The 15,347-nt window shown below is 73.5% G+C and carries 14 protein-coding genes; 6 read left to right on the forward strand and 8 right to left on the reverse strand.

From position 1 onward, the window contains the following. Positions 1-71 precede the first annotated feature (71 nt). The 6 genes from F0L17_RS21985 to F0L17_RS22005 form a co-directional block, all read right to left on the reverse strand. Positions 72-1,031 carry a glycoside hydrolase family 16 protein gene (locus F0L17_RS21985; RefSeq protein WP_155072412.1) on the reverse strand — a complete coding sequence of 320 codons (960 nt, stop codon included), beginning with the start codon at positions 1,029-1,031 and terminating at the stop codon, positions 72-74. A 206-nt stretch (positions 1,032-1,237) separates the two neighbouring features. After that, the gene (locus F0L17_RS21990) at positions 1,238-2,218 is read right to left on the reverse strand and encodes an acyl-ACP desaturase (RefSeq protein WP_155072413.1); all 981 of its coding nucleotides are present in this window, start codon (positions 2,216-2,218) and stop codon (positions 1,238-1,240) included. Positions 2,219-2,433: 215 nt separating this feature from the next. Further along, positions 2,434-4,842 (reverse strand): Tex family protein, encoded by a 2,409-nt coding sequence (locus tag F0L17_RS21995; RefSeq protein ID WP_155073997.1) that lies wholly within the window; start codon positions 4,840-4,842, stop codon positions 2,434-2,436. Between the two features lie 98 nt (positions 4,843-4,940). Then, on the reverse strand, positions 4,941-5,066 hold the full coding sequence (locus F0L17_RS28125; RefSeq protein ID WP_269846161.1) for an LPFR motif small protein: 126 nt from the start codon (positions 5,064-5,066) through the stop codon (positions 4,941-4,943). Positions 5,067-5,126: 60 nt separating this feature from the next. Next, a complete protein-coding gene (locus F0L17_RS22000; protein ID WP_155072414.1) occupies positions 5,127-5,999 on the reverse strand; it encodes an SCO6745 family protein in 873 nt (290 codons plus the stop codon). 9 nt (positions 6,000-6,008) lie between these two features. Further along, the gene (locus F0L17_RS22005; protein WP_155072415.1) at positions 6,009-6,791 is read right to left on the reverse strand and encodes an enoyl-CoA hydratase/isomerase family protein; all 783 of its coding nucleotides are present in this window, start codon (positions 6,789-6,791) and stop codon (positions 6,009-6,011) included. A 316-nt stretch (positions 6,792-7,107) separates the two neighbouring features. Between F0L17_RS22005 and F0L17_RS22010 the strand changes: the two genes are divergently transcribed. Next, entirely contained in the window at positions 7,108-7,650 is a 543-nt protein-coding gene (locus F0L17_RS22010; RefSeq protein WP_155072416.1) for an ATP-binding protein, read from the forward strand. 14 nt (positions 7,651-7,664) lie between these two features. On the opposite strand, the gene idi is transcribed toward F0L17_RS22010, so the two are convergent. Both idi and F0L17_RS22020 read right to left on the reverse strand, forming a co-directional pair. Next, entirely contained in the window at positions 7,665-8,225 is a 561-nt protein-coding gene (gene idi / locus F0L17_RS22015) for an isopentenyl-diphosphate Delta-isomerase (protein ID WP_155072417.1), read from the reverse strand. Between the two features lie 136 nt (positions 8,226-8,361). Further along, the gene (locus F0L17_RS22020) at positions 8,362-9,297 is read right to left on the reverse strand and encodes a cation diffusion facilitator family transporter (protein WP_155072418.1); all 936 of its coding nucleotides are present in this window, start codon (positions 9,295-9,297) and stop codon (positions 8,362-8,364) included. A gap of 521 nt (positions 9,298-9,818) precedes the next feature. Between F0L17_RS22020 and F0L17_RS22025 the strand changes: the two genes are divergently transcribed. The 5 genes from F0L17_RS22025 (at position 9,819) to F0L17_RS22045 (ending at position 15,298) form a co-directional block, all read left to right on the forward strand. Then, entirely contained in the window at positions 9,819-11,747 is a 1,929-nt protein-coding gene (locus F0L17_RS22025; RefSeq protein ID WP_155072419.1) for a DUF5941 domain-containing protein, read from the forward strand. Then, positions 11,744-12,493, forward strand: a complete 750-nt coding sequence (locus F0L17_RS22030) for a phosphocholine cytidylyltransferase family protein (protein ID WP_155072420.1) — start codon at positions 11,744-11,746, stop codon at positions 12,491-12,493. Before F0L17_RS22025 ends, F0L17_RS22030 begins: the two co-directional genes overlap by 4 nt. Next, positions 12,481-13,542, forward strand: coding sequence for an iron-containing alcohol dehydrogenase (locus F0L17_RS22035; protein ID WP_162466545.1), 1,062 nt, complete (start codon positions 12,481-12,483; stop codon positions 13,540-13,542). Before F0L17_RS22030 ends, F0L17_RS22035 begins: the two co-directional genes overlap by 13 nt. Beyond that, positions 13,520-14,305: a CDP-alcohol phosphatidyltransferase family protein gene (locus tag F0L17_RS22040; RefSeq protein WP_155072421.1), complete on the forward strand. Its 786-nt coding sequence runs from the start codon at positions 13,520-13,522 to the stop codon at positions 14,303-14,305. Before F0L17_RS22035 ends, F0L17_RS22040 begins: the two co-directional genes overlap by 23 nt. Before the next feature lie 138 nt (positions 14,306-14,443). After that, on the forward strand, positions 14,444-15,298 hold the full coding sequence (locus F0L17_RS22045) for a glycosyltransferase family 2 protein (protein ID WP_155073999.1): 855 nt from the start codon (positions 14,444-14,446) through the stop codon (positions 15,296-15,298). The last annotated feature ends 49 nt before the right edge of the window (positions 15,299-15,347 follow it).

A 15,347-nucleotide genomic window follows, 5' to 3' on the forward strand; every position in this document is an offset into this window, starting at 1 on the left:
GAGCGCGGGGTCGGGCCCGGTGGACGGTCCCACCGGGCCCGACCCCCTCGTCGTCCTCCCGGCCGCCCGGGTCAGCGGGGGAGCGTGGTGGAGTCGACGTAGGCGGAGATGTCGGTCCGGGGCTGTTCACGGGCCGGGCCGTCCAACGGGTCCCACTCGTTGGTGTGCCAGACGTTCTGCATGAAGGCCGACGGCTTGTCGGGGATGCGGGACGCCGGACCGCGGTAGTCCCACAGGACGTTCTTCCGCCCGTTGTCGTCGTAGCCCCAGAAGGTCACCGAGTCCGGCTGCCAGTCGAACATGAAGGTGCGGAACTGGGTGGAGGAGTCGAAGTTCGGGACGGGGGTGACGCTCGCGGGGCTGTTCTCGCCCGGCTGCTCCGGTTGGCACGCGCCGCCGAGCACGACCATGTAGCAGTTGTGCAGGACCCGTCCGGTGCGCATGTCGATCGCGCGGGAGATCTTGCGGACGGGGATCGGCTGCCCCGGCGCCACCGAGCCGTCGTAGTCGGTCCAGATGGTCAGCCAGACGACGTGGGGTTGGGCGCAGAGCACCTCGATGTCGATCTCGTGGTTGTCCGGCAGTCCGTCGCCGTCGTCGTCCCCGTGGTCGGTGGAGTAGGTGAAGGTGCCGGTGACGACGCCGAGGCGGCCCTGGCCGGTGCAGTCGGCCGTTCTGATGCGGGTGCCGTAGGTGCCGTAGCGGTAGGTGCGGTCGTCGCTGGAGATCTCCACGCCGTTGCCCGGACCGACGCCGGGGTGGGCGCCGAGGGTGAGCCGGAGCGCCCGGCCGTCGCGCGGGCCGTCCATCGACACCACGCCGACGGTGCCGCCGGAGGCGGAAGTCTGCGAGAAGTGGGGGGAATCGCCCGTCCAGTGCTCGGTGACGGGCGCGGCCGAGGCCGAGTTGGCGAAGAGGACGCCGGACATGGCGGCGGCGACGACGGCCGTGGGCCATCGGAGCCGCCGGAGCCGCCGGAGCCGGCGGCGGGTGGGGGACGGGGAGGAGGGTGGGGGTGGCGTCTGCTGCACGGATCTCTCCCGGTGCGGGCTCGTACGGAAGCCGCCTGCCGCGAGGGCCTGCTGAGGGGAGGTCGGATCGGGGCCGAGCGCGACAGACGGTCAGAGAGCGCTCTCAGAATCGACCGGGGAGGCCGTCGTGTCAATGGTCCATACCGACCGCGGTGCCGGGAACCGGGCGGCGCGGCGCGGAGCCGGAGGGATCACCGGAGGAGGGATCAGGATCCGGCGGCCGCCTTGCGGGCCTCGATACGGGCCCGACGGGCGGCCAGGCGCTCGTCGAGCTTGCGGGCCTCGCCGTCCAACCCCTCCAGGTACATCCCCAACTCCTCCTGGGCGCGCAGCCCCTCGGGACCGAGGCCGTCGATCTCCAGGACCTTCAGGAAGCGCAGCACCGGCTGGAGCACGTCGTCGTGGTGGATGCGCAGGTTGTAGATCCCACCGATCGCCATCTGCGCGGCGGCCCGCTCGAAGCCGGGCATGCCGTGGCCCGGCATCCGGAAGCCCACCACCACGTCGCGCACCGCGCGCATCGTCTGGTCCGGAGCCAGCTCGAAGGCGGCCCGCAGCAGATTGCGGTAGAAGACCATGTGCAGGTTCTCGTCGGTGGCGATGCGCGCCAGCATGCGGTCGCAGACCGGATCGCCGGACTGGTGGCCGGTGTTGCGGTGGGAGATGCGGGTGGCCAGCTCCTGGAAGGCGACGTAGGCCACCGAGTGGAGCATCGAGTGCCGGTTGTCGGACTCGAAGCCCTCCGACATGTGGGCCATCCGGAAGTTCTCCAACTGCACCGGGTCCACGGCGCGGGAGGTCAGCAGGTAGTCGCGCATCACGATGCCGTGCCGCCCCTCCTCGGCGGTCCAGCGGTGGACCCAGGTGCCCCAGGCGCCGTCACGGCCGAAGAGGGTGGCGATCTCGTGGTGGTAGCTGGGGAGGTTGTCCTCGGTCAGCAGATTCACCACCAGGGCGATGCGGCCGATGTCGGTGACCTTGGACTGCTCGGGGGCCCAGGGCTCGCCGTCCAGCGGCCCGTCGAAGTTGCGGCCGTCGCTCCAGGGCACGTACTCGTGCGGCATCCAGTCCTTGGCGACCTTCAGATGACGGTCGAGTTCCTTCGCCACCACCTCCTCCAGGGCGTGGAGCAGACGGGCGTCCGTCCACTGCGCCGAGCCGGAGACACGAGGGGTGGCGAGGGTCATGGGAGCTCCACGGGGAAGGGGACGGGGAAACGTACCTACGATGTCGTAGGTTACGACACCGTAGGTTATGGGGGCGGCACGAGGCAAGATCGATCCGGTGACGGACGCGAACGGTGCGTGTCCGGCCGTCGACGAGGCGACGGTCTTGCCGGTGCGCTCCCGCGGTGGCGGACCCGGTTCGGTTCCGCCACCGCGGGAGCCTCCGTGGGAACGCCTCAGAGCAGGCCCGCGCGGCGCAGCGCCTCGGCCATCTCGCTGTTGGCCGGGGCGGGGGCGCGGCGCTGTCCGCCGCCGTCCCGCCGGCCTCCCTCGCCGCGTCGTTCGCCGGTGCGCTGACGCGGCGCGCCGCCGCGCCGCCCGCGCGCGGGGCGACCGTCGCGACCGCCGTCCGCGGCCGGACCGGCCTCGTCGTCCAGCCGCAGCGTCAGCGAGATCCGCTTGCGCGGCACGTCCACGTCCAGGACCTTGACCCTGACGACGTCACCGGACTTGACCACCTCGCGCGGGTCCTTCACGAACGCTTTCGACATCGCCGAGACGTGGACCAGTCCGTCCTGGTGGACACCGATGTCGACGAAGGCGCCGAACGCGGCGACGTTGGTGACCACGCCCTCCAGGACCATGCCCGGCGCCAGGTCGCCGATCTTCTCCACGCCCTCCTTGAAGGTGGCCGTGCGGAAGGCCGGACGCGGGTCGCGGCCGGGCTTCTCCAGCTCCTTCAGGATGTCGGTGACCGTGGGCAGGCCGAAGGTGTCGTCCACGAACTCCTGCGGACGCAGCGAGCGCAGCACCGTCGTGTTGCCGATGAGCGCCGCCACCTCCTCGCCGGTGGTCTTCACCATCCGGCGCACCACCGGGTACGCCTCGGGGTGGACGGCGGAGGCGTCCAGCGGGTCGTCGCCGCCGCGGATGCGCAGGAAGCCCGCGCACTGCTCGTAGGCCTTGGGGCCGAGCCGGGGGACGTCCTTGAGCGCCTTGCGGCTGCGGAAGGGGCCGTTGGCGTCGCGGTGGGCGACGATGTTCTCGGCCAGGCCCGGCCCGATGCCCGACACCCGCGACAGCAGCGGCGCCGAAGCGGTGTTGACGTCCACGCCGACGCCGTTCACGCAGTCCTCGACGACCGCGTCCAGCGAGCGCGACAGCTTCACCTCGGAGACGTCGTGCTGGTACTGGCCGACGCCGATCGACTTGGGGTCGATCTTGACCAGCTCGGCCAGCGGGTCCTGGAGACGGCGGGCGATGGAGACCGCGCCGCGCAGCGAGACGTCCAGGTCCGGCAGTTCGCGGGAGGCGAAGGCGGAGGCGGAGTACACCGAGGCGCCCGCCTCGGAGACCATCACCTTGGTCAGCTTCAACTCCGGGTGCGCCGCGCACAGTTCGGCGGCCAGCCGGTCCGTCTCGCGGGAGGCGGTGCCGTTGCCGATGGCGATCAGCTCCACCCGGTGCTCCCGCGCCAGCCGGGCCAGGGTCGCCAGCGACTCCTTCCAGCGGTTGTGCGGGACGTGCGGGTGGATCGTGTCGGTGGCGGCGACCTTGCCGGTGGCGTCGACGACGGCGACCTTCACACCCGTGCGGAAGCCCGGGTCCAGACCCATGGTGGCGCGGGTGCCGGCCGGGGCGGCCAGCAGCAGGTCGCGCAGGTTGGCGGCGAATACCGCCACCGCCTCGTCCTCGGCGGCCGTGCGCAGCCGAAGCCGCAGGTCGATGCCCAGATGGACCAGGACACGGGTCCGCCAGGCCCAGCGCACGGTGTCGGTCAGCCATCTGTCGGCGGGACGGCCGCGGTCCTGGACGCCGAACCGGTGGGCGATGGCGCGCTCGTACTCGGTGGGGCCCGCGGGCGCCGTCTCGTCCGCCGGTTCCGGCTCCGGGTCCAGGGTGAGGTCGAGCACCTCCTCCTTCTCGCCGCGGAACATCGCCAACACCCGGTGCGAGGGCAGTTCGGTGAAGGGCTCGGAGAAGTCGAAGTAGTCGGCGAACTTGGCGCCCTGCTCCTCCTTGCCCTCCCGCACCTTCGCCACGAGCCGGCCGCGTCGCCACATCCGCTCGCGCAGCTCGCCGATCAGGTCGGCGTCCTCGGCGAACCGTTCGGTGAGGATCGCGCGGGCGCCCTCCAGCGCGGCGGCGGTGTTCGCGACGCCCCGGTCCGGGGCCACGAACGCCGCGGCGGCAACGCTCGGTTCCACGGTCGGGTCGGCCAGCAGGCCGTCGGCCAGCGGTTCCAGCCCCGCCTCGCGGGCGATCTGCGCCTTGGTGCGCCGCTTGGGCTTGTACGGCAGGTAGATGTCCTCCAGGCGCGCCTTGGAGTCGGCCGCCCGGATGCGGGCCTCCAACTCCGCGTCGAGCCTGCCCTGGGCGCGCACGGACTCCAGGATCGCCGTCCGACGCTCCTCCAGCTCCCGCAGGTAGCGCAGCCGCTCCTCCAGCGTGCGCAGTTGCGCGTCGTCGAGGCCGCCGGTGGCCTCCTTGCGGTAGCGCGCGACGAACGGCACGGTCGAGCCGCCGTCGAGCAGTTCGACGGCGGCCCTGACCTGCCGTTCCCGTACGCCGAGTTCCTCGGCGATCCTGCCCTCGACGGAGACCGCTCCGGCCTGGTCGGCCGGTGCCGTTTCCTCGACGGGCATCTCTCCGATGGACTGTGTCACGATCCGTTCCGCCTTCTCGGTGCTTGGGGCTCCCCCGGTAGCCCGCATTCTGGCAGGCCGCACCGGCGGGCGGACGGTCAGACGCGGCGGCCGGCGTGTGAAGCGCCGCCGAAGAGGCGGGCGAGGAGGCGGAAGGGCAGCGTCACCACGGTTGCGATGGCGCCGCCGACGGTACGGAGTGCGTCTGCGATGGCTCGGAACATGTGATATCGGATGACCGCCGACGTTCCGGGTAAACCCCCCCGGAGCCGGGGCCGTTCCGCTCAGCCCCTTCCGAACGCGTCCGCCGGGAAGGCGCCCGCGCTCAGGAGCGCGCCGGTGAAGGCGCCGCACAGCTCGGTCAGTCGCTCGGTGCCCGCCGCGCCCAGGTGCTCGTACGGGGCGGAGTCGAGCCGGTCGGTCTCCTCCTCCAACTCCTTGCGCAGGGCGACACCGGCCTCGGTCAGCTCGGCCCCCGAGGGGGCGCCGGCCAGCAGCCCGCGTCCGCGCAGCCGTTCCTGGGTCGCCTCCCAGTCCCGACGGCTCCAACCGCGGGTGGCCAGCACCCACGCGGGACTCATCCCGCGGCCGCCGGCGGTGTGGCTGACCAGCGCCTCCAGCGGGTCCAGCCCGGCGTGCAGCAGGACGGCCACATGGGCGTCGCCGCGGTGCTCGCGCAGCAGCGAGGCCGCGTGCCACAGGGCCAGGTGCGGCGCCTGGGGCACCGGGAGGTCGGCCAGGGAGGCGTACAGCGGGCGGCCCGGCCGGGAGCACGCCTCGGTGGCGCGCAGCGCCAGGCCGGCGGCCTCGGCCATCTCCTTCGAGTCCACCGCCTCCTCGCCCAGCAGTCGACGCAGCATCGAGTCGGCGGCGCGCAGCCGCGCCTCGAGCACCGTCTCGGGCGACGCCGAATCCCACACGCCCGGCAGGTGGCGGGCGACGAGATCGGGGTGGAAGTTGTGGAAGGTCGCGGTGACGACTCCCGGGCCGACCCGGCCCAGGGAGGCGGCGCGTCCCGCGAAGTAGACCGCGGACGGGTCCTCGATGCCGTACGGGGCCAGCTCCCGGGCCAGGTCGGGAGTGAAGTAGACGGCCGAGTGGAGGGGGTTGACGACGTTGTGGCAGCGTCGTCCGGCGCGTGCGGGAAGGGACGTCATGCCCGCACGTTACCCGCCGGTAAGGGGCCAGGTGAAGGCCGGGGAGCGGCGCTCCAGGAAGGCGGCGACCCCCTCGGCGGTCTCGCCGCTCTCCCGGGCCCGGCGGTCCCAGTGGGCGACCCGCTCCGGGGCGACGGGACCGTGCGCGAGGCCGTCCGCGAACTCCTTGGCCGCCGCCTGCGTGAGCTGTGAGCGCGACACCAGCAGGCGGGTGAACTCCACCACCCTGCCGTCGAGTTCGTCCCGCGGGAGCACCTCGTCGACCAGGCCGGCGCGCAGGGCCCGCTCGGTGCCGATCAACTCGCCGGAGAACAGCAGGTACTTGGCGGTGGCCGGACCCACCAGGGAGACCAGACGCCGGGTGGCGGAGGCCGCGTAGACGATGCCGAGCTTCGCGGGAGTGATGCCGAAAAGGGCCCCCTCGGCGGCGAAGCGGAGGTCGCAGGCGGCGGCGAGCTGGCAGCCGCCGCCCACGCAGTGACCGCGCACGGCCGCCAGGGTGGGGCGGGGGAAGGCCGCCAGTGCCTCCTCCGCGGCCACCGCCAGCCCCCGCGACTCCTCCCCTCCGTCGCGCAGGGCGGAGATGTCCGCGCCCGCGCAGAAGGTGTCGCCCTCGCCGGTGAGGACGAGGGCCCGTACGGTGGGGTCGCCGGCCAGCCGCCCCAGCACCTCGGGCATCCGGCGCCACATCGCGGGCGTCATCGCGTTGCGCTTGGCCGGATTGCGGATGACGAGGGTGGCCACACCGCCCTCGACGGAGGTGAGCAGGGCCGGCTCGGTGTCCTGGGGCATGGGCCGGATCGTAGCCGCCGCCGGTGCGGGGCGCGCCGTGCGGGTGCGGCGGTGGACCGACGGCCGGACGACGGCCGGACGACGGTGGTTCGGGGCGGGGCGACGGCGGAGTTCCCGGGGCCGCAGAACCGATCGTGCAAGATCAGTCACGGCCGCAAACGGGGCGTAAGTCTTCTGTCAATTGCCATCGATAAGTGCCGACTTGCAGTCAGCGGGCCGGAGCGCCCGCTCCGCGGGCCAACACTCGACGGAAGAACCGGTCCGGCAACCGGGCCGGGCGGGAGCGGCCGGCGAGAGCCGAGGACGGGGTGCGGCAATGGAGATCCGCGGGGACGTCTCCCCAGAACAGGCCGGACGGACACCGATGCCGGCGCCGGACCGCCGGCTCGCGCGGCCCCGGCCGTACGAGGGCACCTGGCGGTTCACCGTCCCGGTCCGCGATGTCTCCGTGCCCCAGGTGCGCCACGCCGTGCGCGACCTCCTCCTGCGCAGACGCGTCCCGCTCTCCGGCGACGTCCTCCACGGGCTGATGCTGATCGTGTCGGAGCTGGTCACCAACGCCGTGCGGCACGCGGCCCTGCTCTCGACCGAGATCGGCGTCGAGGTCGCCGTCGGCGCGGACCGGGTGCGCGTCGGCGTCGAGGACGGCCACCCCTACCGCCCCGCCGCGCTGGCCTTCGCCCCCTCCCAGGAACACCTCGGAGGGCGCGGGCTGCTCCTGGTCAAGGCCACCGTCGCCGAGGTGGGAGGGAGCTGCGAGGTGGAGCAGACCGCGTCCGGCGGGAAGGTGGTGTGGGCCACGCTGCCCCTGCCGTCGCCCGTGCCCCCGGCGTCGGGGCCGGTGCCCGGCGTGGGCTGACCGAGCCCCTGGACTCACCAGCCCGAGGCGCCCCCGACCACCTCGCGGATGCCACCGCGGGCGGCGTCCAGCACCGTCATGAACCAGGCCGAGAACGGCTCCGCCTCGTGCCGCTTGAGCAGCTCCTCGGGCGTCACGAACGCCGTCTCGGCGATCTCCGCCGGATCCGGCCGCGGGGTGTCCCGCACCAGCCCGGCGAAGAGGTGGTTGTACTCCTGTTCCACCAGACCGGAGGCCGGATCCGGGTGGTTGTAGCGCACCGTGCCCGCCTCCCGCATCAGCCAGGGCGACACGCCCAGCTCCTCGCCCACCCGACGCGCGGCGGCCGCGAAGGGCGGCTCGCCGGGGTAGGGGTGGCCGCAGCAGGTGTTGGACCACACACCGGGGGAGTGGTACTTCCCCAGCGCCCTGCGCTGGAGCAGCAGCCGCCCGGTGTCGTCGAGGAGGAAGACCGAGAAGGCCCGGTGCAGCCGCCCGGGGGCGCGGTGGGCGGACAGCTTCTCCGCGGTCCCGATCGTCGTGCCGTCCTCGTCGACCAGTTCGAGCATGATCGGGCCCGCCGCGCTGTTCGTCATGTCCGCCCTTCACCAGAATGCGCCGGAACGGCAGTTCTCCGATGTTCCGACCTCGCCCACCAGTGTGCCGTACGTCGGACGGCACCGCTCGTCGGCACCCGGACGGTCGGGCGGCCGGGGCGGGGGCGCGGTCGGGTCAGTGGCACAGCCCGCGCTCGCGCGCCGCGTGCCCGTGCGGCTCCAACTGGAAGGTGCAGTGCTCGACCTCGAAGTGTCGGCCCAGGCACCGGTGGAGGTCGCGCAGGATCCGGTCGTGGCCGGCCGACTCCAGCGTCTCCCGGTCCACCACCACGTGCGCGGAGAGCACCGGCATGCCGGAGGTGATGGTCCACACGTGCAGGTCGTGCAGGTCCGCCACGCCGGGCACGCCCAGGATGTGCGCCCGAACCTCGCCCAGGTCCACGTTCCGGGGGGCGGCCTCCAACAGCACGTCGAGCGCCTCGCGGGCCAGCTTCACCGTGCGCGGCACGATCAGGACCGCGATCAGCAGCGAGGCGATCGAGTCGGCCCGCTCCCAGCCGGTGACGACGATCACCAGCGCCGCCACGATCACCGCCAGGGATCCCAGGGCGTCCGCGGCCACCTCCAGAAAGGCGCCGCGCACGTTCAGGCTCTCCCGCTGCCCACGCATCAGCAGCGCCATGGACAGCCCGTTGAGGGCCAGGCCGACCACACCGAAGGCGACGGTCGCCCCGCCCGGCACCTCCGTCGGGTGCCGCAGCCGGTCGACGGCCTCCACCAGGATGTAGCCGCCGACCCCGAGCAGGAGCAGGCAGTTCAACAACGCGGCGAGTATCTCGGCCCGCGCCAGGCCGAAGGTGCGCCGCTCGTCGCCGGGCCGGTTGGCGACGTGGATGGCCAGCAGCGCCATGCCCACCCCGATCACGTCGCCGGCCACGTGTCCGGCGTCCGCCAGCAGGGCCAGCGAGCCGGTCAGCACCGCGCCCACGGCCTGGGAGACCAGCAGGATGACCGCGATCGCCAGCGCGGCGAGCAGTCGCCCCCGATACGCGGCCCCGGCCGTTCCCGGCCCGGCGGGCCGCGGCCCGCCGTGGTTGTGCCCTGCGCCCATCGGTGATGCCTCCCGTGTCGCGACCGATCTCGCGGCCGACCGTGCGGACGCCCCCCAGTGAACTACGGGTGGGGGGTATGGGGCAACGCGGCACTGAACACCGTTGTCATCCCCTTGACCTGCGAATTCACCCGTCATGCGGACAAGGGGCGAGGGGCGCGGCCCGCCTTCGGAGCGGCGCCGCCGACCGATGCGCCCCGGGCCGTGGCCCCCGCTTGGGCAGCTCCCCCCGACCGCCCGGCGGAGGCGGGCGGCCGGGGGGCGGTCCTTGTGCGGGGCCGGCGGATCGAGGATGCTGGGCCGCGGTCCGTGGCGGTCCGTGGCGGTTCGTGGTGTTCCGTGATGGCCGGACGGTCCCTCCCCGGTGAATGCGGGGTGAACTGCCCCTTCCGGCGATCCGATAACCTCTGGCCACGTGCCGCCCGCCCCGAACGGGTGATGGCGCACGGTGACCGCTGCCCGGACGCCGCCTCGCGGACCGCGCCGCGGACAGCCCGGCCTTCCAAGGAGTGAGTTCGTTCTTGTCGACCGCCATTCTCACCGGTCCGCCGGTCGCGGGGGCTCCCCTGGAGGGCGACCTGCGGACACTGGGCTTCGACGTGCGGGTGGTGGACGACGCCGCCGAAGCGGAGGAGGCGCTGGCCGCCGTTCCGGTGGGCGAGCGCGTCGCCCTCGTCGATCCCCGCTTCGTCGGACACCTGCACAGCCTGCGGCTGGCCCTGACCGACCCCCGGTTCCCCGCCGCCGCCGTGCCGGGCGCCGTCACCGTCCGCGCCGAGGCGCGCGCCGCCCTGCGCAGGGCCCTGGCGGTCGCCGCGCGGCGGAGCACGCCGCCGGTCGCCGCCGGACGGACGGGGACCGGCCCCGCCACCGACACCACCGACACCGCCGACACCACCGCAGCCTCCGACACCGCAGCCACCGGGACCGACGCCCCCGAGGACGAGGCGGGCGCGCCCCCCACGGGGCTGCCCGACCGGGTCGCCGCCGCCCTGGAGGCCGACGCCGGGGCGCCCGACGTCCACCGCCCCGAGCTGGGCGTGCTCGTGGCCACCGTGCCCGGCGACGCGGCGGCCCGCGAGGAGGCCCGGCGGGCCGTGGCGGCCGTGGACGAGGAGTCCGTGCGGCTGCGCTCGGCGGTGAAGTCCCGGGACGGCTTCTTCACCACCTTCTTCGTCAGCCCCTACTCCCGCCACATCGCCCGCTGGTGCGCCCGACGCGGACTCACCCCCAACCAGGTCACCACCGCCTCGCTGCTCACCGCGCTGGTCGCGGCCGCCTGCGCCGCCACCGGTACGCGCGGCGGCTTCGTCGCCGCCGGGGCGCTGCTGATCGCCTCCTTCGTCCTGGACTGCGCCGACGGGCAGCTCGCCCGCTACGCCCTGAGGTACTCCACCCTCGGCGCCTGGCTGGACGCCACCTTCGACCGGGCCAAGGAGTACGCGTACTACGCGGGCCTGGCGCTGGGCGCGGCCCGCGGCGGCGACGACGTGTGGGCCCTGGCGCTGGGCGCGATGGTCCTCCAGACCTGCCGGCACGTGGTGGACTTCTCCTTCAACGAGGCCAATCACGACGCGAGCGGCAACACCGGCCCCACCGCCGCCCTCTCCGGACGGCTCGACAGCGTCGGCTGGACGGTCTGGGTGCGACGCATGATCGTGCTGCCGATCGGCGAGCGCTGGGCGCTGATCGCCGTCCTCACCGCCCTCACCACCCCCCGCACCACCTTCACCGTGCTGTTGGCCGGCTGCGCGTTCGCCGCCTGCTACACCACGGCCGGACGGGTGCTGCGCTCGCTCGCCAGGAAGGCCGACCGCACCGACCGCGCCGCCCGCGCCCTGGCCGACCTGGCCGACTCCGGCCCCCTCGCCGAGGGCCTGGCAGCGGCCTTCCGGCGCGTCCGGCTCCCGGCGTTCGCCGCCCCCGCCTCGGCCCTGCTCGGCACGGCGGGGCTGGTGGCCTGCGCGCTGTGGACGCCCGAGGGCGGCCCCTGGCCGCTCGCGGCCGCACTCGGTTACGTCCTCCTGGCGGGGATCGCCGTCGCCCGGCCGCCGAAGGGCGCGCTGGACTGGTTGGTGCCGCCCTTCTTCCGCGCGGCGGAGTACACGACGGTGCTGGTGCTGGCCGCCCGAGCGGACGCGGAGGGCGCGCTGCCCGCCGCATTCGGGCTGGTGGCGGCCGTCGCCTACCATCACTACGACACGGTGTACCGCATCCGCGGTGGCACCGGTGCCCCTCCGCGCCGGCTGGTGCGGGCGATCGGCGGGCACGAGGGACGTGTCGCGGTGGTCACGGCCGCCGCCGCCCTGTGGGCCGCGGGGCAGGGCTTCACGATCGCGCTCACGGTCCTGGCCGGGGCCCTGGCGCTCACGGTCGTCACCGAGAGCGTCCGCTTCTGGGTGTCCTCCCAAGCACCCGCCGTACACGACGAAACAGGAGAACCCGCATGATCGGCCTCGTGCTGGCGGCCGGCGCCGGACGGCGTCTGCGCCCCTACACCGACACCCTCCCCAAGGCCCTGGTGCCGGTGGACCCGGAGGGCCAGGGCACGACCACCGTGCTCGACCTGACCCTCGGGAACTTCCGCGAGGTCGGCCTCACCGACGTCGCCGTGGTCGTCGGGTACCGCAAGGAGGCCGTGTACGAGCGCAAGGCCGCCCTGGAGAAGAAGTACGGCGTCACGCTCCACCTGGTGGAGAACGACAAGGCCGAGGAGTGGAACAACGCCTACTCCCTGTGGTGCGCCCGCGAGGTCATCGCCGAGGGCGTCATCCTGGCCAACGGCGACACCGTCCACCCCGTCTCCGTCGAGCAGACCCTCCTGGACGCCCGCGGCGACGGGAAGCGGATCATCCTCGCCCTCGACACGGTCAAGAAGCTGGCCGACGAGGAGATGAAGGTCGTCACCGAGCCCGGCAGGGGGATGCGCCGCATCACCAAGCTGATGGACCCGGCCGACGCCACCGGCGAGTACATCGGCGTGACCCTCATCGAGGGCGAGGCCGCCGCCGACCTGGCCGACGCCCTGAAGGCCACCTACGAGCGCGACCCGCAGCTCTACTACGAGGACGGCTACCAGGAGCTGGTGGACCGCGGCCGCACCGTCGACGTCGCCCCGATCGGCGAGGTGAAGTGGGTGGAGATCGACAACCACGACGACCTGAACAAGGCGCGGGAGATCGCGTGCCAGTACTGACCCGGCTCATCCCGTCGCCGGTCGTCGTCGACATCAGGCCCGGTGCCCTGGACGACCTCGCCACCCTCCTGGTCGACCAGCGCATCTCGGCCTCGGGCAAGCTCGCCATCGCCATCAGCGGCGGTTCGGGCGCGGCCCTGCGCGAGCGGTTCGCGCCCGCGCTGCCGAGCGCCGACTGGTACGAGGTCGGCGGCGGCACCCTGGACGAGGCGATCAAGCTGGCCGACGCCATGAAGTCCGGCCACTACGACGCGGTGGTCGGGATGGGCGGCGGCAAGATCATCGACTGTGCCAAGTTCGCCGCGGCCCGCATCGGCCTGCCGCTGGTCGCCGTCGCCACCAACCTCAGTCACGACGGCCTGTGCTCCCCGGTGGCCACGCTCGACAACGACGCGGGCCGCGGCTCGTACGGCGTGCCGAACCCCATCGCGATCGTCATCGACCTCGACGTCATCCGCGAGGCCCCGATCCGCTTCGTCCGCTCCGGTGTCGGCGACGTGATCTCCAACATCTCCGCCGTCGCCGACTGGGAACTCTCCCACCGCGAGACCGGCGAGCAGATCGACGGGCTGGCCGCCGCCATGGCCCGCCAGGCCGGCGAGGCGGTGCTGCGCCACCCCGGCGGCTGCGGCGACGACGAGTTCCTCACCGTGCTGGCCGAGGGGCTGGTGCTCACCGGCATCTCCATGTCGGTGGCCGGCGACAGCCGCCCCGCCTCCGGCGCCTGCCACGAGATCAACCACGCCTTCGACCTCCTCTACCCCAAGCGCGCCGCCGCCCACGGCGAGCAGTGCGGGCTCGGCGCCGCCTTCGCGATGCACCTGCGCGGCGCCGAGGAGCAGACGCTGCTGATCGTCGACGTGCTGCGCCGCCACGGCCTGCCCGTGCTGCCCGGCGAGATCGGCTTCAGCGAGGAGGAGTTCGTGCGGGCGGTGGAGTACGCGCCGCAGACCCGGCCCGGGCGCTACACGATCATCGAGCACCTGGACCTGTCCACCGACCAGATCAGGGACGCGTACGGCGACTATGTCAAAGCCATCAGTAGCTGAACTCCGGCCGGTCGTGCACCCCGCCGGGGTGAAGGACCGGCGCAGCGGCGAGCACTGGGCCGGACGCCTGTACATGCGGGAGATCTCGCTGCGCTGGACCCGCCACCTGGTGGGCACCCGGATCACACCCAACCAGCTCACCCACCTGATGGTCGTCGCCGGCGTGGCGGCCGGCGGGGTCCTGCTGGTGCCGGGCCCGGTCGGGGCCGTGCTCGCCGCCCTGCTGATCCAGCTCTACCTGCTGCTGGACTGCGTGGACGGCGAGGTCGCCCGCTGGCGGAAGCAGACCTCCATCACCGGCGTCTACCTGGACCGGGTGGGCCACTACCTGGCCGAGGCCGCCCTCCTGGTCGGCTTCGGCGTACGGGCCGCGGACGTCTTCCACGTCGAGGGGGCCGCCACGGGGTGGCTGTGGGCCTTCCTGGGCACGGTGGCCGCGCTGGGCGCCATCCTGATCAAGGCCGAGACGGACCTGGTGGACGTGGCCCGCTCCCGCAGCGGGCTGCCCGCCGTCAAGGACGAGGCGGCGGTGCCCCGCTCCTCGAAGCTGGCGCTGGCCCGCCGGGCCGCCGCGGCGCTGAAGTTCCACCGACTGGTCGGCGGGGTCGAGGCGTCCTTGGTGATCCTGGCGGTGGCCGTGGCGGACGCGGTCCGCGGCGACCTGTTCTTCACCCGTCTGGGCGTCGCTGTCCTGGCGGCGATCGCCGTCCTGCAGACGGTGCTGCACCTGGTGTCCATCCTGGCGTCGAGCCGGCTGCGGTGAGGGACGGTGAGTGAGTTGGCGCGGACGGACGGGACGCACGGCGCGCCGGAGACGGACGGGGGCACCGAGCGGAGCGCGGCGCCCCGCGGCTTCGACGGGTCCCGCAGGCCGTTGGCGCTGGGCGCCGTCGTGCTGACCATGGGCAACCGGCCCGAGGAACTGCGCGCCCTGCTGGACTCGGTCGCCAAGCAGGAGGGCGATCCGATCCGGGTCGTGGTCGTCGGCAACGGCGCCCCCCTGCCGGAGCTGCCGGACCTGCCCGGCGGAGTGCGGACGGTGGAGCTGCCGGAGAACCTCGGCATCCCCGGCGGCCGCAACGTCGGCATCGAGGCGTTCGGGCCGGGCGGGCGCGAGGTGGACGTCCTGCTCTTCCTCGACGACGACGGGCTGCTGCCGAACACCGACACCGCCGAACTGGTCCGGCGGGCCTTCGAGACCGACCCGGAGCTGGGCATCGTCAGCTTCCGCATCGCCGACCCGGACACCGGCGTCACCCAGCGCCGCCACGTGCCCAGGCTGCGGGCGTCGGACCCGATGCGCTCCTCACGGGTGACGACCTTCCTCGGTGGTGCCAACGCGGTGCGCACCAAGGTCTTCCAGGAGGTCGGCGGGCTGCCGGACGAGTTCTTCTACGCCCACGAGGAGACCGACCTGGCCTGGCGGGCCCTGGACGCCGGGTGGATGATCGACTACCGCTCCGACATGGTGCTCCACCACCCCACCACCCTCCCCAGCCGCCACGCGGTCTACCACCGGATGGTCGCCCGCAACCGGGTCTGGCTGGCCCGCCGCAACCTCCCCGCCGTGCTGATCCCCCTCTACCTGGGGGTCTGGCTGGTGCTGACCCTCGCCCGGCGTCCCTCGCGTCCCGCGCTGCGCGCCTGGCTGGGAGGCTTCCGGGAGGGCTGGACCTCTCCGTGCGGTCCGCGTCGACCGATGAAGTGGCGTACGGTGTGGCGTCTGACCCGACTCGGTCGACCGCCCGTCATCTGAATCTGACAAGCTCTGTCCGTGAGGGCATCGGGTCCGGTGGCGGTGACGG

Source organism: Streptomyces taklimakanensis (genome assembly GCF_009709575.1).
GTDB classification, from domain to species: domain Bacteria; phylum Actinomycetota; class Actinomycetes; order Streptomycetales; family Streptomycetaceae; genus Streptomyces; species Streptomyces taklimakanensis.